The organism is Micromonospora sp. ATLC20, assembly GCF_057196585.1.
Genome location: NZ_JBXUOV010000045.1, coordinates 1 through 19,799, shown reverse-complemented (window position 1 = coordinate 19,799; position 19,799 = coordinate 1). Strand labels below are relative to the sequence as shown.

24 protein-coding genes, 2 tRNA genes and 1 other RNA gene are annotated in these 19,799 nt (G+C 71.1%); 13 read left to right on the top strand and 14 right to left on the bottom strand.

The window, feature by feature from the left end; genetic code table 11:
• Positions 1-6 precede the first annotated feature (6 nt).
• Together AC2CHG_RS12740 and AC2CHG_RS12735 are read left to right on the top strand one after the other, a co-directional pair.
• The gene (locus AC2CHG_RS12740) at positions 7-630 is read left to right on the top strand and encodes a DUF6230 family protein (RefSeq protein ID WP_194803292.1); all 624 of its coding nucleotides are present in this window, start codon (positions 7-9) and stop codon (positions 628-630) included.
• Positions 631-707: 77 nt separating this feature from the next.
• Entirely contained in the window at positions 708-2,255 is a 1,548-nt protein-coding gene (locus tag AC2CHG_RS12735; RefSeq protein ID WP_355510881.1) for a DUF6114 domain-containing protein, read from the top strand.
• 46 nt (positions 2,256-2,301) lie between these two features.
• Here the strand turns inward: AC2CHG_RS12735 and AC2CHG_RS12730 are convergent, their stop codons facing one another.
• The gene (locus tag AC2CHG_RS12730) at positions 2,302-3,972 is read right to left on the bottom strand and encodes a DUF885 domain-containing protein (RefSeq protein WP_355510884.1); all 1,671 of its coding nucleotides are present in this window, start codon (positions 3,970-3,972) and stop codon (positions 2,302-2,304) included.
• 73 nt (positions 3,973-4,045) lie between these two features.
• Between AC2CHG_RS12730 and AC2CHG_RS12725 the strand changes: the two genes are divergently transcribed.
• Entirely contained in the window at positions 4,046-5,020 is a 975-nt protein-coding gene (locus AC2CHG_RS12725; RefSeq protein ID WP_484524796.1) for a DMT family transporter, read from the top strand.
• Between the two features lie 4 nt (positions 5,021-5,024).
• Here the strand turns inward: AC2CHG_RS12725 and AC2CHG_RS12720 are convergent, their stop codons facing one another.
• Together AC2CHG_RS12720 and AC2CHG_RS12715 are read right to left on the bottom strand one after the other, a co-directional pair.
• Complete coding sequence (locus AC2CHG_RS12720; RefSeq protein ID WP_262013466.1) at positions 5,025-6,095, bottom strand: PHP domain-containing protein; 1,071 nt, start codon at positions 6,093-6,095, stop codon at positions 5,025-5,027.
• Positions 6,096-6,166: 71 nt separating this feature from the next.
• Complete coding sequence (locus AC2CHG_RS12715; protein WP_355510890.1) at positions 6,167-6,898, bottom strand: M23 family metallopeptidase; 732 nt, start codon at positions 6,896-6,898, stop codon at positions 6,167-6,169.
• Between the two features lie 172 nt (positions 6,899-7,070).
• On the opposite strand from AC2CHG_RS12715, the gene AC2CHG_RS12710 reads away from it, so the two are divergent.
• From AC2CHG_RS12710 to AC2CHG_RS12695, 4 genes are all read left to right on the top strand, one after another.
• Positions 7,071-7,367 carry a hypothetical protein gene (locus AC2CHG_RS12710; protein WP_262013486.1) on the top strand — a complete coding sequence of 99 codons (297 nt, stop codon included), beginning with the start codon at positions 7,071-7,073 and terminating at the stop codon, positions 7,365-7,367.
• 72 nt (positions 7,368-7,439) lie between these two features.
• A complete protein-coding gene (locus AC2CHG_RS12705; RefSeq protein ID WP_018786529.1) occupies positions 7,440-7,610 on the top strand; it encodes a hypothetical protein in 171 nt (56 codons plus the stop codon).
• A 122-nt stretch (positions 7,611-7,732) separates the two neighbouring features.
• Complete coding sequence (locus tag AC2CHG_RS12700) at positions 7,733-8,257, top strand: tRNA adenosine deaminase-associated protein (protein WP_262013464.1); 525 nt, start codon at positions 7,733-7,735, stop codon at positions 8,255-8,257.
• A 130-nt stretch (positions 8,258-8,387) separates the two neighbouring features.
• Positions 8,388-8,873, top strand: coding sequence for a nucleoside deaminase (locus AC2CHG_RS12695; protein WP_355510982.1), 486 nt, complete (start codon positions 8,388-8,390; stop codon positions 8,871-8,873).
• 11 nt (positions 8,874-8,884) lie between these two features.
• Here AC2CHG_RS12695 and AC2CHG_RS12690 read toward each other — a convergent pair whose 3' ends face one another.
• The 3 genes from AC2CHG_RS12690 to deoD form a co-directional block, all read right to left on the bottom strand.
• On the bottom strand, positions 8,885-9,352 hold the full coding sequence (locus AC2CHG_RS12690) for an acyl-CoA thioesterase (protein WP_402814720.1): 468 nt from the start codon (positions 9,350-9,352) through the stop codon (positions 8,885-8,887).
• A complete protein-coding gene (locus AC2CHG_RS12685) occupies positions 9,349-9,987 on the bottom strand; it encodes a TetR/AcrR family transcriptional regulator (RefSeq protein WP_262013462.1) in 639 nt (212 codons plus the stop codon). The genes AC2CHG_RS12690 and AC2CHG_RS12685 overlap by 4 nt, the downstream gene beginning before the upstream one ends.
• A 113-nt stretch (positions 9,988-10,100) precedes the next feature.
• Complete coding sequence (deoD, locus tag AC2CHG_RS12680; RefSeq protein WP_047891806.1) at positions 10,101-10,808, bottom strand: purine-nucleoside phosphorylase; 708 nt, start codon at positions 10,806-10,808, stop codon at positions 10,101-10,103.
• A 75-nt stretch (positions 10,809-10,883) separates the two neighbouring features.
• On the opposite strand from deoD, the gene AC2CHG_RS12675 reads away from it, so the two are divergent.
• Positions 10,884-10,970 (top strand) — tRNA-Ser (locus AC2CHG_RS12675).
• Between the two features lie 131 nt (positions 10,971-11,101).
• On the opposite strand, the gene AC2CHG_RS12670 is transcribed toward AC2CHG_RS12675, so the two are convergent.
• Positions 11,102-11,281 carry a hypothetical protein gene (locus AC2CHG_RS12670; protein WP_484524795.1) on the bottom strand — a complete coding sequence of 60 codons (180 nt, stop codon included), beginning with the start codon at positions 11,279-11,281 and terminating at the stop codon, positions 11,102-11,104.
• A 226-nt stretch (positions 11,282-11,507) separates the two neighbouring features.
• Here AC2CHG_RS12670 and AC2CHG_RS12665 point away from each other — a divergent pair, with 226 nt between their 5' ends.
• Complete coding sequence (locus AC2CHG_RS12665) at positions 11,508-12,155, top strand: response regulator (protein ID WP_484524794.1); 648 nt, start codon at positions 11,508-11,510, stop codon at positions 12,153-12,155.
• A gap of 83 nt (positions 12,156-12,238) precedes the next feature.
• On the opposite strand, the gene AC2CHG_RS12660 is transcribed toward AC2CHG_RS12665, so the two are convergent.
• From AC2CHG_RS12660 to AC2CHG_RS12645, 4 genes are read right to left on the bottom strand one after another with little or no spacing between them, the layout of a single operon-like run.
• Positions 12,239-12,760, bottom strand: coding sequence for a hypothetical protein (locus tag AC2CHG_RS12660; protein ID WP_484524793.1), 522 nt, complete (start codon positions 12,758-12,760; stop codon positions 12,239-12,241).
• Entirely contained in the window at positions 12,757-13,371 is a 615-nt protein-coding gene (locus tag AC2CHG_RS12655; protein ID WP_402814713.1) for a hypothetical protein, read from the bottom strand. Before AC2CHG_RS12655 ends, AC2CHG_RS12660 begins: the two co-directional genes overlap by 4 nt.
• A 51-nt stretch (positions 13,372-13,422) precedes the next feature.
• Entirely contained in the window at positions 13,423-13,935 is a 513-nt protein-coding gene (locus tag AC2CHG_RS12650) for an NUDIX domain-containing protein (RefSeq protein WP_484524792.1), read from the bottom strand.
• Between the two features lie 21 nt (positions 13,936-13,956).
• Positions 13,957-14,982, bottom strand: a complete 1,026-nt coding sequence (locus AC2CHG_RS12645; protein WP_484524791.1) for an NsdA family TPR-like regulatory protein — start codon at positions 14,980-14,982, stop codon at positions 13,957-13,959.
• Between the two features lie 508 nt (positions 14,983-15,490).
• Between AC2CHG_RS12645 and AC2CHG_RS12640 the strand changes: the two genes are divergently transcribed.
• Positions 15,491-15,823 carry a YciI family protein gene (locus AC2CHG_RS12640; protein ID WP_484524790.1) on the top strand — a complete coding sequence of 111 codons (333 nt, stop codon included), beginning with the start codon at positions 15,491-15,493 and terminating at the stop codon, positions 15,821-15,823.
• Complete coding sequence (locus AC2CHG_RS12635) at positions 15,820-17,040, top strand: RNA polymerase sigma factor (RefSeq protein ID WP_484524789.1); 1,221 nt, start codon at positions 15,820-15,822, stop codon at positions 17,038-17,040. The genes AC2CHG_RS12640 and AC2CHG_RS12635 overlap by 4 nt, the downstream gene beginning before the upstream one ends.
• A 65-nt stretch (positions 17,041-17,105) precedes the next feature.
• On the opposite strand, the gene AC2CHG_RS12630 is transcribed toward AC2CHG_RS12635, so the two are convergent.
• From AC2CHG_RS12630 to AC2CHG_RS12620, 3 genes are all read right to left on the bottom strand, one after another.
• Positions 17,106-17,411 carry a helix-turn-helix domain-containing protein gene (locus tag AC2CHG_RS12630; RefSeq protein ID WP_043327835.1) on the bottom strand — a complete coding sequence of 102 codons (306 nt, stop codon included), beginning with the start codon at positions 17,409-17,411 and terminating at the stop codon, positions 17,106-17,108.
• On the bottom strand, positions 17,411-17,800 hold the full coding sequence (locus AC2CHG_RS12625) for a type II toxin-antitoxin system RelE/ParE family toxin (protein WP_030502119.1): 390 nt from the start codon (positions 17,798-17,800) through the stop codon (positions 17,411-17,413). The genes AC2CHG_RS12630 and AC2CHG_RS12625 overlap by 1 nt, the downstream gene beginning before the upstream one ends.
• A 313-nt stretch (positions 17,801-18,113) precedes the next feature.
• A tRNA-Ser gene (locus AC2CHG_RS12620) sits at positions 18,114-18,198 on the bottom strand.
• 81 nt (positions 18,199-18,279) lie between these two features.
• On the opposite strand from AC2CHG_RS12620, the gene ffs reads away from it, so the two are divergent.
• Positions 18,280-18,369, top strand: an RNA gene (gene ffs / locus AC2CHG_RS12615) — signal recognition particle sRNA small type.
• Positions 18,370-18,477: 108 nt separating this feature from the next.
• A partial coding sequence (locus AC2CHG_RS12610; protein WP_484524788.1) for a DNA polymerase III subunit gamma and tau occupies positions 18,478-19,799 on the top strand: 1,322 nt, incomplete at its 3' end.

Below are 19,799 nucleotides of genomic sequence, written 5' to 3'. Positions count from 1 at the left end.
GAACCCGTGCAGAATCGGCTCGACAACCAGGGTCGTACCCGGTGGCGGCGGTTCGCCGCCATGATCGTGCCCACCACGGCCGCCGCCGGTGCCATCCTGTTCGGCATGTCGACCGGCGCCATCGCCTCCGACATCACCGTGTCCGGGCAGACGTTCAAGATCGGCGCCGACCGCCTGGAGGGTGAGGGCTTCAAGCAGTACGGCGGCATCGTCCGCGAGAAGGGCGAGGACGGCAAGGCCGGCGCGACCCGCCCGGTCGCGATGGCCGAGATCAGCAGCGCCGAGCTGTACAAGCTCTGCCAGTCCGTCCGCGCCGACCTGCCCGGCCTGCCGGTGGTGCTCACCATCAACGCCGGCGAGGGCAAGGAGCCCGCCCGCGCCAAGGACCTCGTGATCGCGATGGACTCGCTCGAGGGCAACGCGACCTTCACCAACATCAAGATCGGACGCGACGCCAGCGACCTCAACCCGACGGCGCAGCGCGGCTCGTTCGGCCAGAACTCCGACCGGGTGACCATCCGTGACCTGAAGCAGGTCTCCCGCTACACCACCTCCTCGACGTTCAACCTGGTCGGGCTGCGGCTCAAGGTCAACGTGGGCGACGACGCCAAGGGCAAGGAGTGCTTCTGAGCTGAGCACGGCCCGCGGTGGCCGACCACCGCGGGCCCGCCCGACCGTCCCCGTCCCCGCTCCGCCAGGAGGAGTACGTGACAACCGTCGACCCGTCCCACGCCCGGCCCGGCACCGCGGCCCGGGCATGGCGGACCTTCCGCCGCTGGCAGCGGAGCCGGCCGTTCTGGGGTGGCCTGTTGATCATCCTGGCCGGGGTGGAGATGCTCGCCTCCACCCGGTTGACCCTCAACGGCCTGAGCTTCAGCAGCGGCGCCACCGGCCTGCTCTCGCTGCTGATCCCGGGCATCCTGGTGACCTGCGGGGTGCTGCTCTGGCTCAGCCCGCCGCAGCGGCTGTTCTACTCGATCGTCGCGGCGATCACCGCCGTCTACTCCCTGATCGGGCTCAACCTCGGCGGCTTCTTCCTCGGCCTGCTGCTCGGCATCGTGGGCAGCGCGCTCGCGTTCGCCTGGGTGCCGACCCCTCCGGCTGGTCCCGCCGGTCCGGCCGCCGACGAACCCGACACCGAGGCGGACGACGAACCCGGCACCGCCGCGGACGCCGAGGCCGACACCGTCGTGGACGCGCAGCCCGTGGACACGCAACCCGCGGACGAGCGGCCGACCGTCGAGGTGCCGGCCGGCGTACGGCCGGCCGTCGAGCAGCCGACTGCCGAGCGGCCGGGCGGGGAGCGGCCGGTCCCTCGGCAGTCGGTGAACGGGCAGGCGGCCGGATCCGACGGCGGGCCGCCGGAGTGGGCGGGCCGTTCGGCGGACCCGCGCGCCTTCGGCATCGTCCTCGTGGTGCTCGGCCTCGCCACCGCCGGCCTCGCCGTGCAGCCGCGCGCGGTGCAGGCCGCCCCGAGCAAGCCCGCCGCCAGTGCCTGCCCGTCGAAGCCCGCCACGCCGACACCCGGCGCGAGCGCGCCCACGGCGACGCCCACCCCGTCGCCGAGCGCGAGCCCGACGCGGGCGGGCAACATCATCACCGACTTCTTCGAGGGGATCGGTGACCTGTTCAAGGGCAGCAGCAAGAAGAGCGAGACGCCCTCGCCCACGCCGACCGCTAGCGGATCGGCGGCTCCGACGAGCAAGCCGACGGCCCGTCCCGGGTCGACCGGGTGCCCGGCGCCGGACAAGCCGGGCAAGGTGGACCCGGCGAAGCCCGGCAAGGTGGAACCGGGCAAGCCGCTGCCGCGTATCGCCGCCGACCCGAGCCTGCCGAAGGTGGGCCAGCAGCCGTCGAAGCTCACCGGCTCCAAGGTCACCATGACCGGGCTCCGGTTCGAGGGGATCACCGACCTCCAGACCGAGCAGGGCGTGCTCAAGGTGCTGAAGTTCAGCATGAAGGAGGCGGTGACCGACGACTTCCTGCTGGTCGCCGACGGTCCCAGCGGTCGCACCCAGCGGTACGCGACCGACCGCCTCACCGTCCGCGACGACGTCGCGTTCTACTGCACCCGGTTCGTCGGCAAGCTCGCCGGCATCAAACTGACGCTGACCCCGGACCTGCCGTTCCCGGACGGCCTGCCGGTCACGCTGCCCATCCCGGTGACGTTCACCGACCCGGTCATCGACCTGGCGTACGTCACCAGCAACACGCTCACCGGCCGGCCGACGCTGCGCCTGACGCTCGGCGCCTGACGCGTGCGGGTGCCGGCGGGACTCACCGCCGGCACCCGGCACCGGCTCACAGCCGGGCCAGCGCCTTGCGCAGCGGGTCCAGCCCCAGTGAGCCCAGGTCGAGCGCCTGGCGGTGGAACTCCTTGAGGTCGAAGTCGGCGCCCTTGCGGGCCTTCGCGTCCTCCCGGGCCTGCAACCAGATCCGCTCGCCCACCTTGTACGACGGGGCCTGCCCGGGCCAGCCCAGGTAGCGGTTCAGCTCGAAGCGCAGGTTCTCGTCCGGCACCCGGCAGTGCGCCCGCATGAACTCCCAGCCCAGTTCCGGCGTCCACCGCTCGCCCGGGTGGAAGCCGAACGGGTTGTCCTTCGGGATCTCCAGCTCCAGGTGCATGCCGATGTCCACGATGACCCGGGCCGCGCGCAGCGCCTGCCCGTCGAGCATGCCCAGCCGGTCACCCGGGTCGTCGAGGTAGCCCAGCTCGTCCATCAGCCGCTCCGAGTAGAGCGCCCAGCCCTCGCCGTGCCCGGAGACCCAGCACAGCAGCCGCTGCCAGCGGTTGAGCAGGTCGGCCCGGACGGCGGTCTGGGCGACCTGGAGGTGGTGACCCGGCACGCCCTCGTGGTAGACGGTGGTCACCTCGCGCCAGGTGGAGAAGTCGGTGATGCCCTGCGGCACCGCCCACCACATCCGTCCCGGCCGGGAGAAGTCCTCGCTCGGGCCGGTGTAGTAGATCGCGCCGTCGCTCGTCGGCGCGAGGCAGCACTCGATCCGGCGTACCTGCTCCGGGATGTCGAAGTGGGTGCCGTTCAGCTCGGTGATCGCCCTGTCGGCGAGCGCCTGCATCCAGTCCCGGAACGCCTCCTTGCCGCGTACCGTCCGCGCCGGGTCGGCGTCGAGCGCGCGTACCGCGTCGTCGATCGACGCGCCAGGCCCGGCGATGCGCGCGGACACCGTCCGCATGTCGGCCTCCAGCCGGGCCAGCTCGGCGAAACCCCAAGCGTACGTCTCGTCCAGATCGACGGTCGCGCCGAGGAAGTACTGCGAGGCCAGCTCGTAGCGCTCCCGCCCGGCGGCCTGCTTCTCCCGGCCCACCGGGGCCAGCTCGGTGCGCAGGAACTGCCCGAACTCGGCGGTGGCGGCGGTCGCGGCGGCGGCGCCCTTGCGCAGCTCCGCGCCGAGCGCGCCGTCGGCGTCGATCCGCTCGACCAGCCCGTGGAAGAAGTTGTCGCCCTCCGGGTCGACCCACACGTCGCACTGCTTGGCGACCTCGACGAGCTGCACCCGCGAGCTGACCCGTCCCGCGGCGGCGGCCTCGCGCAGCGTCCGCTTGTAGCCGTCCAGCGCGGACGCGAAGCGGTTGAGCCGGGCGGCCACGTTCGCCCGGGCCTGTTCGCCGTCGGTCGGCATGAGGTCGAAGACCATCCGGATCTCGTGCAGCCCGCTGGAGATCACGTTGACCTCGCTGCCGGTCTCGCCCGCGTCGTAGCGGGCCAGCTCCAGGCCGAGGCGCTCCTGCATGGCCTCCTGGGCGGTCCGCTCCGCCTCGGTCTCCGGTTCGGTCACGTCGAGTTCGCCGAGCGTGCGGCGGGCCAGGTCGGCGCGGGCCGCGTAACCCTCGGGCGACAGGTCGTCGAGCTGGTCGTCGTAGCCGTTGATGCCGACGTAGGTGGCGCCGGTCGGGCTCAGCGGGGCCCACTCGGCCACGTACCGGTTGGCGAGGTCATCGATTCGTCCCACGAGGCGACCCTACGTGACCCCGCATCCGGAATACCGCGCGACTTCGTCGTACCTCTGCGGCAGAGTGTCATGGGTGACCGTCGAGATCACTCCTGACCGGGCCCCGGTACGCAGCTGGCTGCCCGGGTTCGTCGCACTCGCCGCCATCTGGGGTTCCAGCTTCCTGTTCATCAAGGTCGGCGTGGCCGAGCTGCACCCCGTGCACCTCACCCTCTACCGGGTGGCCACCGGCGCGCTGACGCTGCTCGTGGTGCTCGCGGTGCTGCGCGACCGGCTGCCCCGCGAGCCCCGGGTCTGGGCGCACATGCTCGTGGTGGCCGCGTTCGGCGTGGCGGTGCCGTTCACCCTGTTCGGCTACGGCGAGCAGCGGGTCGAGTCGATGCTCGCCGGTATCTGGAACGCCACCACGCCGCTGATCGTTCTGCCGCTGGCGGTGCTGGTGTTCCGCACCGAGCGGCTGACCGCCCGGCGTGCGGTCGGGCTGGGGCTGGGCTTCGTCGGCGTCCTGGTGGTGCTCGGCGTCTGGGAGGGCGTCGGTGGCGCCCACTTCGTCGGCCAGCTCATGTGCTTCGGCGCGGCGGCCTGCTACGGGCTGGCCATCCCGTACCAGAAGAAGTTCGTCGCGGGCAGCGCGTACTCCGGTCTGTCGCTGTCGGCGGCGCAGCTGCTGGTGGCGACCGCGCAGCTCGCGCTGGTCGCGCCGTTCGTCGGCACGCCCCCGTCACCGATCGGCCTCTCCCCGCGCGTGGCGGCGAGCGTGCTGGCGCTCGGTGCGCTCGGCACCGGGCTCGCCTTCGTCATCAACATGCGCAACATCCGGCTGGCCGGGGCCAGCACGGCGTCCACAGTGACCTACCTGATCCCGGTGTTCGCGGTGCTCGTCGGCGCGGTGGTGCTGGGCGAGCGGATGAACTGGCACCAGCCGGTCGGCGCGTTCGTGGTGCTCGTCGGCGTCGCGGTCGCCCAGGGCCTGTTCGGGCGGCGCCGGCCACGCCCGGACGCGGTGGCGCCCGCCGCCCGCGCGGCCGAACCGGCGACCCGGGGCTGACTCCTCACCCGCGGCCGGCCGTCCACTTCACCAGACGGTCGGCCGTCCAGGTGTTCACCACTCGCTTCGCCGGTACGCCGCAGAGCGCGGCCCGCTCGCAGCCGAACCGCTGCCAGTCGAGCTGGCCTGGTGCGTGCGCGTCGGTGTCGATCGCGAACCGGCACCCGGCCTCCAGCGCGAGGCGGATCAGCCGCTTCGGCGGATCCTGCCGCTCCGGCCGGGAGTTGATCTCGACGGCCACGTCGTGCTCCGCGCAGGCGGCGAAGACGGCGTCCGCGTCGAACTCGCTCTCCTTGCGGGTACGCGCCCGGTGCCCCTTGTCGCCGGGCCCGGTCACCCCGGCGGGCCGGGAGGAGACCATCCGGCCGGTGCAGTGGCCGAGGATGTCCAGGTGCGGGTTCGCGATCGCGGTCAGCATCCGGCGCGTCATCTTCGCCCGGTCGTCGTTCAGGCCGCTGTGCACCGAGCCGACCACCACGTCCAGGCGGGCCAGCAGCTTCTCGTCCTGGTCGAGTGAGCCGTCGGCGAGGATGTCCACCTCGATGCCGGTGAGGATCCGGAAGCCCTTCGGCAGCGCCTCGTTGACGGCGGCGACGTGGTCGAGCTGCTTGCGCAGCCGCTCCGCGGTCAGGCCGCGGGCCACAGTCAGCCGGGGCGAGTGGTCGGTGAGCACGAGGTATTCGTGACCCAGCTCGACCGCGGCCAGCGCCATCTCCTCGATCGGTGAGCCACCGTCGGACCAGTCCGAGTGGGTGTGGCAGTCGCCGCGCAGCGCGTCCCGCAGCTTCGCCGCCGCCTCGTCCAGGTCGGTGCCCTCCGTCGCCAGCAACCGGCGCAGGTAGACCGGCTCCTCGCCGGCCAGCGACTCGGCCACGCAGCGGGCGGTCACGTCACCGACGCCGGACAGCTCGGTCAGCTTGCCGGTGCGGGCCCGCTCGGCCACCTCGGCGGCAGGCAGTGCGCCGAGCGTCTTCGCCGCCGACCGGAACGCCCGGACCCGGTACGTGGCCTCGTTGGCCCGTTCCAGCAGGAACGCGATCCGGCGCAGGTCGGCGATGGGATCCCGGGCAGTCATGTCCTGGAACCTACGCGCATTCGCCGCCCGCCGGGTGACCCCGCACCGCGAGCCGGTCAGCCGCCGCGCGCCTACCGGCCGGGCGCGGCCGGACAGCCGTGCTTGCGCTGCCAGGCGGTGACCTCGGCGGCCGGCGAGCGGTTGCCGCCCTTGCGCCACGAGTTCAGGTACGGCGCCGGCCACACCACGCCCCGGCGGATCCACCAGTCGTCAGCGCCCGTGCACTTCGGGGAGAGCCCGAAGTGCAGGTGGCAGACGTTGTTGGCGTTGCCCGTACGGCCCACCTTCCCGAGCTGCTGCCCGGCCCGCACGCGTACCCCGGCGTCGACACCGGCGGCGATCGCGCTCAGGTGCGAGCCGTAGTAGCGCACCCCGTCGTCGCCGAGCAGCGCGACGGAGAGCCCGCCGTTGTTCGGGCCCAGCGGTCCGCGCTTGTCGAACCTGTCGACGCGGCTCACCTCCAGCACCACGCCGTCGGTGACCGCCACCACCGGTTCCCCGCAGTCGGCGAACACGTCGGTGCCCGGGTAGCCGCCGTGCGTCGGGTGGTAGTCGACGTTGCCGGCCCGTACCGGGAAGACCCGCTTCACGTCGGCGCGCGCCGGCGACGGCGCGGACGAGGAGGCAGCGGCCGACGGCGGGGCCGGATCGGCGGGCTGCGCGGCGGTCGCCACCGGGCTCGGTTCCTGCCACCTGTCGGCGCGCCCGGTGGAGGCGGCGCACCCCCCGGCGGCGAGCGCCGCGACGAGCAGCAGGACCGGGTACGCCGGCCGCGTCCGGCGTCCGATCGATGGCGAGCGCATCCGGTCATCCTGACAGACCACTACCGTAGGTACCGAATGCCGAACGCGGGACGGGTGATCCGGGAAGGGGGCGGCGGTGACGCACGGATGGCACGGCGGACCCGAGGGGACCGGTCCGGGGGCGTTCCCGCCACCGCGTACGCCCTCCGGGCTGTTCCCGTCGAGCACGTCGATGCGGCCCAGCTACCGCGAGCCGTACCCGATCACCGGCGCCGGCGTCGCAGCCGGCGCGCTCGTCGCGTTCGCCTGGTTGCTGTTGTTCGGGCTGCTCGGCGGCGGCGTGGCCGGATACGCCTGGTGGACGTTGCTGGCCGGCGGCCTGGCGTGGGTGGCCGCCGCGGTGCTGGTCCGTCACGGCGACCGGGGAGTGGCGACGGGCGTCGCGATCGTCACCGCCGGTGGTTGGAGCATCGCCGCCGCGATCGTCGCGATGCGCTGGGCGCAGACCGGAGACTGGCCGCTCTGGTGACCTTCGGTGCCGGTTTCGCTGCGTAGCGAAGGCCACCTTGACGTACGCCTGAGGACGGTCCACGCTCGCGGTATGGCCTGGACCACACCGCCGCGGCTCGACCCCGATCGGAGCCGCCGTCGCCTGCAACTCCTCGCCGAGTTGGCCGGTGCCCGTGCGGTACAGCAGCGCCAGCGACCGCAGCGGGCCCGCACCGAGCGGCTGCGCCAACTCATCGCCACCCGCCGGCGCGTCGTCGGCTGACCGGCTTTCTCTTCAGGAACGGCCGGCCCATACGGGGCGTTGACCGCTCGCCTGCCGACCCGACCGGTTAACGTGCATCGCGTGACGTGTCGGCGTGCTGCCGAGGCTGATTTGGGGGGACCGTGTCGTACTTCGCTGCTGCCGTGGCGCGCCTCGACGGCGGTTGGACCGCCGGTGAGGTGAGCCTGCGCGGTGTCACCGACATCGAGGAGGTGGCCGACCGGCTGCGCGACGTCGAGCCGGACGCCGACCTCTCGCTGCTGTTCGTCGAGGCCGACGACACGTACCTGGTCATCCTGCGCCTGGACGAGGGGGAGGACCTGCGGGTCTTCGGCTCGGACTCGGCGTACGCGGAGGAGTCCCGGCTGGGCGCGCTGCTGGTCGGCGACCTGAAGACCTCGGTGACCGGGCTGGAGGATGTCGACGAGCCGCGTGCCTCCACCGGCGACGACGACACCGAGCAGCCCGCCGTTGACCCGGAGGCCGACCCGGTCGGCGACGCCGACCTGCTGGCCGACCTGGGCATCCCGGCGCAGAAGCTGCTGGCGCTCTGCGCGCACGAGGGCTCCATGCCGGCCGACGTGACAGCCGAGATCTGCCAGGTGCTCGGCTGCGTGGACGAGGTCGAGGAGCTGCGTGAGGTCTGAGCCCGGGGAGTCAGTGACGCCCGGCGCCGCCGAACCGGCAGACGCGACCGACCCGTCGCTGGAGACCGTACGCCCGGGGCAGCCCACCCCCGGCCGGGCCGCACGCGTCGGTCCCGGCGCCGACGAGGCGCTGGCCGACCCGGGCGCGGTGGGCCGCCGGCAGCGGCACGAGCTGTGGATGCGCCGGGCCCTTGAGGTCGCGGTGACCGGCCCGGACGGTGCGCCCCCCGACGCCGACGACGTGCCGGTCGGCGCGGTGCTCTACGGCCCCGACGGCGCCGAACTCGCGATCGGGCGCAACGAGCGGGAGCTGACCGGCGACCCGACCGCGCACGCCGAGGTGCTGGCGCTGCGGCGGGCCGCGCAGCGGCTGGGCCGGTGGCGGCTGGACGACTGCACGCTCGTGGTGACGCTGGAACCCTGCACCATGTGCGCCGGGGCGATCGCGCTGGCGCGCGTCTCGACAGTCGTCTTCGGCGCCTGGGAACCGAAGACCGGCGCCGTCGGGTCGCTCTGGGACGTGCTGCGCGACCGCCGCGTCACGCACCGCCCCGAGGTGTACGGCGGTGTGCTGGAACGCGAGAGCGCGGCGGTGCTGCGCGCCTTCTTCCGCTGAGGGGTTCTGTCTCAGGCGCCTGCCGGTGCGGGGCGGAGCAGCGTCGCGGCGATCGCGCGGCCGACCTCGGTCCACGCGGTCGGACGCAGCGTGGCCGGGTCGAGCCGGACGATCGACCGGGTGCCGGTGGCGTGCACGGTGGCGCCGTCGGTCGAGCGGAACTCGAAGGCGTAGCGGGCGCTGCTGGTGCCGAAGTGCTCCAGCCAGAAGTGCACAGCCACAGTGCCGACGCCGACGACCGGCGCCTGGTAGGTGATGGTGAACTCGCGGACCGCGTGGAACACGTCGGGGGTGGCGTGCACGTCGCCGCGGAAGGCGACGCCGCGCTCGGCCCAGTACGGCGTAAGCGCGCGTTCCAGCAGCACGGCGTACCGGGCGTTGTGCAGGATGCCCATCGCGTCCAGGTCGTCGAAGTGCACAGGCACGTGCTCGACGTGCCCGAACTCGGCGACCGGACGGTCGGTGGTGGCGTGGCTCATGACTGGCCTTCCGGTAGCAGGGCCGGATCCGGGCAGAGCGCCCGCAGCCGGTTCAGCAGGCCCTGGCGGGCGTGCCGGTAGGAGGCGTCGGGGTCGAGCAGACGGGACCGCATCACCGCGCTGATCCCCAGCGCGTCGATCTCGTACGCCAGCAGCGGCACGTCCAGGTCGGCGGGGAGTTCGCCGAGGTCGACCGCATCCTGGACGAGGCGCTCCAGCAGCGCGGTCCACCTGCCGAATGCCTCGGCGAGCCGGTCCCGGACCGGGCCGGGACGGGCGTTGTACTCGAACTCGGTGTTGGCGAAGAAGCAGCCGCCGGGCAGTACCCGGGCGGCGTAGAAGTCGATCCGGGCCTCGTGCAGCGCGCGCAGCCGGCGTACGCCCCGAGGTGCGTGCAGGGCGGGGGCGACGATCATCTCCTGCCACTGCGCCACGGCCCGGTCGACGGTGGCGAGTTGCAGTGCCTCCTTGGAGCGCCAGTGCGCGAAGAGGCCGGACTTGCTCACCTCCAGCCGGTCGGCGAGCTGGGCCAGCGACAGGCCGTGCAGGCCGACCTCGGTCGCAAGCGCCACTGCGGTGTCCAGCACCGCGGTGCGGGTGCGGTCGCCACGGGCTACGCGGCCGTCGGAGGTCATGCGGTCAGCGTAAGGGAAACAAGCACGACCGGTCGTATTTATTTTTGTGACACCGGTAACGCGCAACCGCCCCGCCACCTTGCGGTGACGGGGCGGCCCTTGGATCGATCAGGTCAGGCGATGATGGTGTCCAGCGCGATCTCGACCATCTGGCCGAACGTCTGCTCGCGCTCCTGCGACGTGGTCTTCTCGCCGGTCTTGATGTGGTCGCTGACGGTCAGGATGGTCAGCGCGCGGGCCTTGAAACGCGCCGCGATCGTGTAGAGCGCCGCCGACTCCATCTCCACCGCCAGCACGCCGTAGTCGGCGAGCCGGTCGTACAGGTCCGGCCGGTCCGTGTAGAAGGCGTCCGCCGCCAGGATCGGCCCGACCCGCATGCTGATGCCGCGCCGCTCGGCCACCTCGACCGAGGTACGCAGCAGCCCGAAGTCGGCCACCGGGGCGTAGTCGATCAGCCCGTCGAAGCGCATCCGGTTCATGTTCGAGTCGGTGGACGAACCGATCGCCGCCACCACGTCCCGCAGCTGCAGATCCTCGGTCAGGGCGCCACAGGAGCCCACCCGGATCAGCGACTTCACGCCGTACTCGTTTACCAGCTCGTGGGCGTAGATCGAGGCGGACGGCATGCCCATGCCGGAACCCTGGACGGACACGTCGACACCGTTCCACTTCCCGGTGAAGCCCAGCATGCCGCGCACCGTCGTGTAGCAGCGGGCCCCCTCCAGGTAGGTCTCCGCGATCCACTTGGCCCGCAGCGGGTCGCCCGGCATCAGGACCCGCTCGGCGATCTCTCCCGGCTCAGCGCCGATGTGCGTACTCATGGCAAAGATCCTGCCAGGCCGGGCCGAGGGATACCGGTTCGGCGTCCAAGCCGGCGGTCCTGTACCCTCGTCGGCGGTGGCGTGTCCGAGTGGCCTAAGGAGCACGCCTCGAAAGCGTGTGAGGGTTTACGCCCTCCGCGGGTTCAAATCCCGCCGCCACCGCCTTTGAAGAGGCGTAGCGCCCGGCAGTCCAGGAGGACTGATCCGGGCGCTTCGTCGTTTCCGGCTTTATCGAGTCGCCGTCTGACTGATGCCGCTTGTAGGCGGTGTGCGTGGCGGTTCGGTGACGCTCGTCAGTCGCCCCGCCGCCGGGTGGTCGTGTCCATGGCTAGGTCGTCGATGATCCATCGCAGCGCCGAGACGGCGGTGGAGTACCGCAGGTAGCGAGGGTTCTGGTTTGACTTGGGCTCGCAATGCAGCCGCATCCGCCGAAGATCCTCAATCATCTGCTGGAGTCGCTCCTCCGGAGTCATGGCCGAAAGCCTGCCTCTTTGGCACCAGGGAGGCAATAGCGGCAGCTCCGGGTAACCGCCGGATGTAGCGGGCACAAAAGCGCCATCCGGGTACGACCTGTGGACGGTCGGAATGAGTCGGCAATCCGCGACGCCTGTGTTTCTGATAAGGGCTAGAGGGCATCGACGGAACTCGGCAGCGAACGGTATCCTTCGATGGGCTTGTTCAGGGGTGGACGGAGGGTGGATGTCCCAGACCATCACTGTTGAGTTGATCAAGGCTGCACCAGCGATTCTCTGGGTTGCCTTCGCCGCGCTGGTCTACCTCTCTCTTCGGAGCGCGATCATCCCGCAGATCGGCCGCCTCCACAGCGTGAGGACGCCAATGATCGAGTTCGGCTTTGCCGAGCAGTTGCTGGTCGAAGCGGCGGCCCGGTCCGAGGCGAGCGCGCCACCTTCCGTCGGCGAGCAGCGCGCCGCCGTTTCCCGGCTGCAACACGCAGCCGAGATGCTAAGAGGTGGACGAATTCTCTGGGTGGATGACAACCCAGAATGGAACCTGCCTCTGATACAGCTTTTTCGGCGACTCGGCATGACCGTAGATACATCGCGTTCCACGGACGAGGCGATCTCCAACCTCCGGAGTCGCCGCTATGATTTGATCATCAGCGATATGCGGCGAGACACCGAACAGCCGGCGCAGAGTGCGGGTATCACTCTGCTCGACGCCCTTGAGCGTCAAGGAGACCGAAGCCCTGTGATCATCGCCGCAGCGAACTTCGATCCTCAGATCGGCGTCCACCCTGGAATCTTCGCCTACACCAACGCCGTTGACGACATCGTTCACTACGTCATCGACATCATGGAACGCGTCAGGTTCGGCACCGCCTTCTGACCCGTTGTCCAGTTGATCAGGCCCGCAGTGCTTAGGCCACCAGCCTGATTTCGCCGCTTGTCGCCGCTGGTGCCGCTAGACGATCAGCAGGGGCCGTAGCCCTCGTCGAAGAGGCGGCGGGCCCAGTCCGCGTACCCGGCGATGATCTCCCGGACGGTGATCCCGTCGTGCAGGAACAGGTACGCGCGGTCGCCGTCGCGGGCGAGCAGCCCGGCGAAGCGGTGACTGCCGGGCGGTGCCGGCAGGTCGACGGCGCCCGGGTACGCGGCGCGGGCCTCGCCCACGGGCGAGCCGGCGCTGATGCCCTCGGGTGTGCTCATCGGGTCGTCGAGCCAGAGCAGGACGAGTCGGTCGTCGACGAAGATCGGGCTGACCGCACCGTGCCCGACGAGCGCGGGCCCGCATGCCTCTTCGTCGGCGCGCAGCACGCCGCGCCGGGTCAGGTCCGCCTCGGTGTCGCCGAACTCCGCGTTGCGCAGGCCCTCCAGACTCACCACTTGGGCGGCGCCGACCGGGCGGGCGGGCCACTGTGGATGAACGCCGCTGCCGGCTGCGGACGCGGCAGCAAGCAGTGCGGCAATAAAGCCGAATTGTCGTAGTTTCATGCAATCCCCCAGTCACCAACGGGACCGGGGCGATGAGGTTGCTGTTGTTTGTCGGATTGGCGTAGTTCCCACTCCTCGGCCAGTTCGTCCCAGTAGTCGGCGGACAGTCCGCGCCGGCCGTGCGCCAGCCAGCCGTCCGTGTCGCGTTCCAGGTGCAGGCCCAGTTCCGCGAACGGGTCGATCCACGCGCCCGGCTCCGCGCCCAGCCGGGCCAGCGCCGTGTTGATCGGCCACTCGGTACGCGGCCGGTCCAGCGCGGCGTCGTACCGCGGGCCCCAGCTCACCTCGCCGCCGAGCCACACCACCGCCGACTGGTGGCCCAGGCCGCCCGCGAACTCCGCCTCCAGGTACGCCACCGGGCCGCTCCTCGACCAGCGGGCCAGCACCTCCGCCAGCGGCGGCGAGAGCACCAGCCGGAACGGACGCTCGGCGCGCGGCTCGTCGGTGGCGAAGTCCGGCAGGTCGCCGGTCAGCTCCTGCACCAACTGCGGGGTGACAGGCAGCAGCGCGAAGTCCTGGCGGAGCGCGGCGAGCACCGCGTGATCCAGGTCGGCGGTCTGCTCGCGAAGCAGTTCGACGTCGGCGACCACGGCGCTGAGCTGGTAACTCATCCGGTCCTCTCGGCGTCCACAGGCTGTGGATGGAACATGTGTACGACGGCTTCAGGTGGTTCCGTTGGTCAGGTACCTCGGGCGTCCGTCGCTCAGCGCGGCCACCGCGTGACGCAGCCGATGCCAAACGTACGGGCGAAGCAACGCCTGCGCATCAGCGAGCGCAACGAATCGTGCGTCGGTCAGTTCGCCGTCAGCCGGTTCCAACGGCTCTGCGGGAGGCAGTGCGCCGCCGTCGAAGATGAACATCAGGCTGTCGTCCCACGGGCCGTGCGGTGCCACCCAGTCCACCACCAGCAACGGTCCGACGCACAGATCGAGACCCAACTCCTCGCGTACCTCCCGCTCGGCGGCCAGGTGCGGCGGCTCGTTCGCCTCCGCCATGCCGCCCGGCAGGTCCCAGTCCGGCTTGTAGCGCGGATCCACCAACAGGACGTCGCCGTCACCGTTGCGCAGCAGTACGTCGGCTCCCACCCGCTTCCGGGGCTGCCGCGCGTTGCCCTCGGCGAGGTGGGCGTGCCAGGCTGCCGGATCTCGCTCGTACAGGGGACGCTCGTCGGCCATACCGACGATTGTCGGCTGTCCTCACCCCGTCGGCAGCGGCAGCGCCACCCATCTCCGCTCCCGGATGGTGTCGCGAAGCCGGTCCAGAAGCTGTGGCACGTCCGGGCACCGGACGGCATGCGACCGCAGCAGCAGTGCGAGATGTCTGAGCTGGTCGAGGACGACGGCCGAGCCCAGACCATGGGTGAGATCGACGGTCTGATGCGTCAGGTCGCACGCCTCCTCGATCCGGGCCTGCCCGACGAGCGCGGTCGCCAGGAGCATCCGGGCGAGCGCCTGACTCCGCACCCGGCCGCCCGGCCGCTCGGCGACGCTGCCGTTGAGGATGCGAAGAGCGGCCGTGACGTCACCGAGGCGAAGCAGGCAACGTGCCGACTCGATATCGAACGAGGTGCGGTCGAACGGACTCAGCCATTCGGTGGGTGCAGGTGCCGCCTCCGCGAAGGCGGACTCGGCCCGCTGAAGGGAAGCGTGGCAGTCGGCGGTGAGACCTGCTGCGGCGAGGCCGCGCGCCTGCAAGGCAAGAAGACGGGCGCGTATCAGAGCGCCGGCCTCCTCTTGAGCGACGGCCCCGAGCCCGTCGCTGGCATGTGAGATCGCGGCCTCCGCGTTTCCGCCGTGGCAGGCGAGGTGGCTCAGGCTTCCGTGCACCTGCGCCACCAGCAGCGCGTCTCTGCTGTCGACGGCGAGCGCCAAGGCGTCAAGGAAGTGCCGTCTACTCGTCGTGCTGTCCCCGGAATCGTGTGCCATCCAACCGGCCATCTCGTGCAGGGCCGCCACCACCATGAGCACTTGCGGGGGCATGGCAGGAGGACGACCTGTCGGCGTGGAGAAGGTGGCGAGGTGTGACAGCACGGTGCTGTAGAGGTATTTGCCGCCGACTTGACGATCTGCGGACCGGAGTGCGCGGATCAGTTGAGGACCCACCTCCACGACATCGGCCGGCAGCGGGGTGTCGCCTGGTGCGGCCGGTAGTCGGAACCACAAGGTGTGCGCGGGTATCCGCAGCACGCGGGCCCAATGTGCCAGTCGGTCGAGGTGCACCACCGCCGGTCCGTTCTCGATGCGGCTCAGTTGCGCCTGCGTAATCCCGAACCAGCCGGCGACAGTGGTTTGGGGCAGCGGCTGTCGCCCGTGATAGGGGTGGTGACGGTAGGCGCGGACAACGCGACCGAGGTGCCGATCCGCAAGCGCATGGCGAAGCGGTTCATGGGACCAGAAGCTGGGTGGAACGTCGGGAGCAGCGACGATGCGGTCCCGCTCCGCTCGTTGACAGGGAGCGCACCGCCCCGAGCCGTTGTCGGTAGCCAGGTTGGCGCCGCAACGCGCACACCTGCTCGGCCTCGATGCCTCGATCACTCACTTATTCAACCCGCTCAGTGACTGTCGGTTATGCATGCAACGCATAACCGGCCATGACTACGACGAGAGCTTTGACGTGCCACGTACGAGGATTGCGTGATCGACCTCCTCGGAGGCTGTCGGATCGGGGTGACGGTGTTCGTAGCCGGGGTGACGGCGGCCCCGGCGGCCGACGACGACGAAAGAGGAACCGATGGCGCAGTACCTGATCTCCGTACTCGACGACACGACCGGCTCGGCCACCGAGGCGGAGATGGCCGCGATCGGTGAGTTCAACGAGCAGTTGCGCGCCGACGGCCACTGGGTCTTCGCCGGTGGGCTCGCGGCACCGGAGACGGCCACCGTCGTGGATGCGCGGGGCGGAAGTCCGCTGCTCACCGACGGGCCCTACGTGGAGACGAAGGAGTACGTCGGCGGGTTCTGGATCATCGAGGCACCGGACTTCGACGTGGCGCTGCCGCTCGCCGCGCTGGCGTCGCAGCGGTGCAACAGGCGGGTCGAGCTGCGGCCGTTCCTGGGCGCGTGACAGACGTCGGCGAGGCGCTCACCCGGGTCCACCGCGAGGAGTGGGCCCGGGTCGTCGCCACGCTCGCCCGGCGCATCGGCGATCTCGACGTGGCCGAGGAGATGACCGCCGAGGCGTTCGCCGCAGCAGTCGAACGATGGTCGGCCGACGGCGTACCGCCGAACCCCGGCGCGTGGCTTACCACCACCGCGTACCGCCGGGCTGTCGACCGGATCCGGCGCGAGAGCCGGCGGGACGACAAGCACCGGGAGGCGCTGATGCTGGCCGACGTGCCCGAACCGCTCGGTGTCATCGACGACGACCGGCTCCGCCTGATCTTCACCTGCTGCCACCCGGCGCTGGCCATGGAGGCGCGGGTGGCGCTGACGCTGCGCCTGGTCGGCGGGCTCACCGTGCCGGAGATCGCCCGCGCGTACCTGGTCCAGGAGCCCGCCATGAGCAGACGGATCACCAGGGCCAAGACGAAGATCAAGGCGGCCGGGATCCCGTACCGGGTGCCGTCCCGCGAGGACCTCCCGGCCCGGGTCGCCGGCGTGCTCGCCGTCCTGTACCTGATCTTCAACGAGGGCTACCTCGCCTCCGACCCGGGCAAGGAGGCGGTGCGTGCCGACCTGACCGCCGAGGCGATCCGGCTCACCCGCCTGGTCCGTACGCTGCTGCCTGACGACGACGAGGCCACCGGCCTCCTGGCGCTGATGCTGCTGACCGAGGCCCGCCGGCCCGCCCGGGTGTCCGCGACGGGCGAACTCGTCGTCCTCGCCGAGCAGGATCGCAGCGCCTGGGACCGCGAGCTGATCGCCGAGGGGCACGCCCTGGTCCGCGCGTGCATCGCCGCCGGTCGGCCACCGGGCCGCTACCAGATCCTCGCCGCGATAAACGCCGTCCACACCGACGCCCGCGACGCGCGGGACACCGACTGGGCGCAGGTCGCCGCGCTCTACGACCATCTGGTACGCGTCGATCCGTCGCCGATCGTGCGGCTCAACCGGGCCGTGGCGGTCGCCGAACTGGACGGGCCGCAGGTCGCGCTCGCGGAGGTGGACGCGTTGCCGCTGGACGGGTATCACGCGTACCACGCGACGCGTGCCGAGTTGTTGCGGCGGACGGGGCGGGGTGGGGAGGCGCGGGCGGCGTACGACCGGGCGATCGAGCTGGCGGGGAACAGCGCGGAGACGGCGTACTTGAAGCGGCGGCGGGACCAGTTGGGCACCGGGTGAGGAGTGCCATGGAGCGCCGAAGGGGCGCCGCAAGCGGTGCCCCTTCGTGTCTATCTCTTGCCCACTCAGCTGAGGGTGACCCGCTCGCCCTCGAAGTCAGCGACGATCTCCACGTTGCCGCCGAGGGCCCTGATGTAACGCACAACAGTGCCGACCTCGGCCTTCGGCAACTCGCCGTTCTCGATCGCCGCGACGCGAGGCTGCGACACCTTCATGCGGTCAGCGACCTGCTGCTGGGTCAGGCCCCGGCGCTCGCGCATCTCGCGCAGGCGCGCGGCGCGGACCTCGCCGCGCATCCGCTCCTTGTGCTGCTCGACGGTGGTCTCGTTCAGGTCGGCGCGGGAGCGAACGTCCCGCCAGCTACGTGCCATCAGCGTTGTCCCTTCAGCTCTCGCAGGTGCTCGGTGAACTTCTGGTCCGCTTCGAGGATGCTGGTCTCGTACCAGCCCTTCCAGTTGCCGGCCTTGTCACCCGCGACCAGGAGGATGGCCTCCCGCTGGGGGTCGAAGGCGAACAGGATCCTGATCTCCGTATCCCCCGCCGAGCCCGGCCGGAGCTCCTTCATGTTCTTGTAGTCGGAGCCCTTCACATGGTCAACGAGGGGCCGCCCGAGGGCCGGGCCTTCCTCGGCGAGCAGGTCAATGGCGGCGGCCACCTGGCCTGCGGAATCCGGGTCATCCTTACTGAGGCGAAGGAACCACTCCTCGACCTCCTCAGTGAGGCTGACTTCCCATCCGCTCGCTTCCCCACTGTAGACCACGTAATACTCCTGCGTTATAACGATTGTGGTTCTGGGAATAAAAATCGGACTCTTGGCATCACAGTGCTAGCACATGCACAGATCCGGCACTACGTAGCTTCAGGAGTACGACAAGACCATCCTGTGTCTGCGCGCGAGTGACGGGGAGAGCTGATCTCTGCGATTCATGACAGCCGCCAGCGATCTGGCCGAGCAGCCGGCCGCGAGCAACCAGGCGGGCCGGACCATGGCAAGTGAGACGAGGGTGAGCGTAGAGACGACTCAGGGCCGGTCCCGTGGGGGCCGGCCCTGTCGTTTTTCCTGCTCAAGCGAGCGGAGGATACGAGATTCGAACTCGTGAGGGTGTGAACCCAACACGCTTTCCAAGCGTGCGCCCTAGGCCTCTAGGCGAATCCTCCGCGAGCCAGGATACAGGTCTCCCGACGGCGGGCCACCCCACCCTCCCGGAAGATCCACAACCCTTCGGGTAGGCTTGGCGTCACCTCCCGTGCGGCGGTACCTCGTGAACCTCCCCAGGGCCGGAAGGCAGCAAGGATAAGCGAGCTCTGCCGGGTGCACGGGAGGCCTTTCTGTCTCCCGGGCCGGGTAACGTCGCTGCGGGTCGGGTCACGGGGTGGTGGGTGGTCACCCGGGGCCGACCGGCGCAGAATGGCTCTCCTCGAGAGGAGGCGGGACGGGTGGCACTGGCCCTTTACCGCAAGTACCGGCCGCGGACGTTCGCCGAGATGATCGGCCAGGAGCAGGTCACCGAGCCGCTGTCGCAGGCGCTGCGCAGCGGGCGGCTCAACCACGCCTACCTCTTCTCCGGTCCGCGGGGCTGCGGCAAGACCTCCAGCGCCCGGATCCTGGCCCGCTCCCTCAACTGCGAGCAGGGCCCCACCCCCGAGCCGTGCGGGCAGTGTGACTCGTGTCGCGGGCTGGCTCCCGACGGCGGCGGCTCGATCGACGTCATCGAGATCGACGCGGCCAGCCACGGTGGTGTCGACGACGCCCGTGAGCTGCGCGAGAAGGCGTTCTTCGCCCCGGCCCGCAGCCGCTTCAAGATCTACATCATCGACGAGGCGCACATGGTCTCGTCGGCCGGCTTCAACGCCCTGCTCAAGCTGGTCGAGGAGCCCCCGGAGTACGTCAAGTTCATCTTCGCCACCACCGAACCGGAGAAGGTCCTCGGCACGATCAAGTCGCGGACCCACCACTACCCGTTCCGGCTGTTCCCGCCGAAGGTGGTCCGCCCCTACCTCGAACAGCTCTGCGAGGCGGAGGGCGTCACTGTCGAGCCGGCGGTCTTCCCGCTGGTGGTGCGCGCCGGCGGGGGCAGCATGCGCGACAGCCTCTCCGTGCTCGACCAGCTCATCGCGGGCGCCGGCCCGGAGGGCGTCGACTACTCCCGGGCCGCCGCGCTGCTCGGGGTCACCGACGCCGCGCTGATCGACGAGATGTGCGACGCGCTCGCCGCCGGTGACGGCGCCGCCGCGTACGCCACGGTCGACCGGGTCGCCGAGGCCGGGCACGACTCGCGCCGCTTCGCCTCCGACCTGCTGGAACGCCTCCGCGACCTGATCGTCCTGCAGCAGGTGCCCGATGCCGCCGCCAGGGGCCTCATCGACGGCCCGGCCGACCAGATCGAGCGGATGGCCGCCCAGGCGCAGCGCCTCGGCCCGGCCACGCTGTCCCGCTGCGCCGACATCGTGCACAACGGCCTGGTCGAGATGCGCGGCACCACCGCGCCCCGGCTGCTGCTGGAGCTGATCTGCGCGCGCATGCTGCTGCCCGGCGCGGACGACTCCTCGGCCGGCCTGCTCCAGCGCCTGGAGCGGATGGAGCGCCGGCTGACGCTCGGGGGCGCCGAGCTGCCGCCGGCCGCCGCCGACTCCGCGCATCCCACCCAGACCCCTGGGGTACGCCCGGCGGCTCCCGCCCCGGGCGCGGCTGCCGCCGCGGTCCACCCGGATTCCGCCGGCACGCCGGCGGCTGCCGGTGCCCCGACCGGGGCCGCCGC

Bases quoted from the DNA above. Each gene is read 5' to 3' on its own strand.
- AC2CHG_RS12705 (WP_018786529.1), top strand. From the start codon at position 7,440: ATGGCCTGGACCACACCGCCGCGGCTCGACCCCGATCGGAGCCGCCGT.
- AC2CHG_RS12710 (WP_262013486.1), top strand. From the start codon at position 7,071: ATGCGGCCCAGCTACCGCGAGCCGTACCCGATCACCGGCGCCGGCGTC.
- AC2CHG_RS12655 (WP_402814713.1), bottom strand. From the start codon at position 13,371: ATGAGTTACCAGCTCAGCGCCGTGGTCGCCGACGTCGAACTGCTTCGC.
- AC2CHG_RS12640 (WP_484524790.1), top strand. From the start codon at position 15,491: ATGGCGCAGTACCTGATCTCCGTACTCGACGACACGACCGGCTCGGCC.
- AC2CHG_RS12690 (WP_402814720.1), bottom strand. From the start codon at position 9,352: ATGAGCCACGCCACCACCGACCGTCCGGTCGCCGAGTTCGGGCACGTC.
- AC2CHG_RS12670 (WP_484524795.1), bottom strand. From the start codon at position 11,281: ATGACTCCGGAGGAGCGACTCCAGCAGATGATTGAGGATCTTCGGCGG.
- AC2CHG_RS12720 (WP_262013466.1), bottom strand. From the start codon at position 6,095: ATGACTGCCCGGGATCCCATCGCCGACCTGCGCCGGATCGCGTTCCTG.
- AC2CHG_RS12715 (WP_355510890.1), bottom strand. From the start codon at position 6,898: ATGCGCTCGCCATCGATCGGACGCCGGACGCGGCCGGCGTACCCGGTC.
- AC2CHG_RS12660 (WP_484524793.1), bottom strand. From the start codon at position 12,760: ATGAAACTACGACAATTCGGCTTTATTGCCGCACTGCTTGCTGCCGCG.
- deoD (WP_047891806.1), bottom strand. From the start codon at position 10,808: ATGAGTACGCACATCGGCGCTGAGCCGGGAGAGATCGCCGAGCGGGTC.
- AC2CHG_RS12685 (WP_262013462.1), bottom strand. From the start codon at position 9,987: ATGACCTCCGACGGCCGCGTAGCCCGTGGCGACCGCACCCGCACCGCG.
- AC2CHG_RS12665 (WP_484524794.1), top strand. From the start codon at position 11,508: ATGTCCCAGACCATCACTGTTGAGTTGATCAAGGCTGCACCAGCGATT.
- AC2CHG_RS12650 (WP_484524792.1), bottom strand. From the start codon at position 13,935: ATGGCCGACGAGCGTCCCCTGTACGAGCGAGATCCGGCAGCCTGGCAC.
- AC2CHG_RS12630 (WP_043327835.1), bottom strand. From the start codon at position 17,411: ATGGCACGTAGCTGGCGGGACGTTCGCTCCCGCGCCGACCTGAACGAG.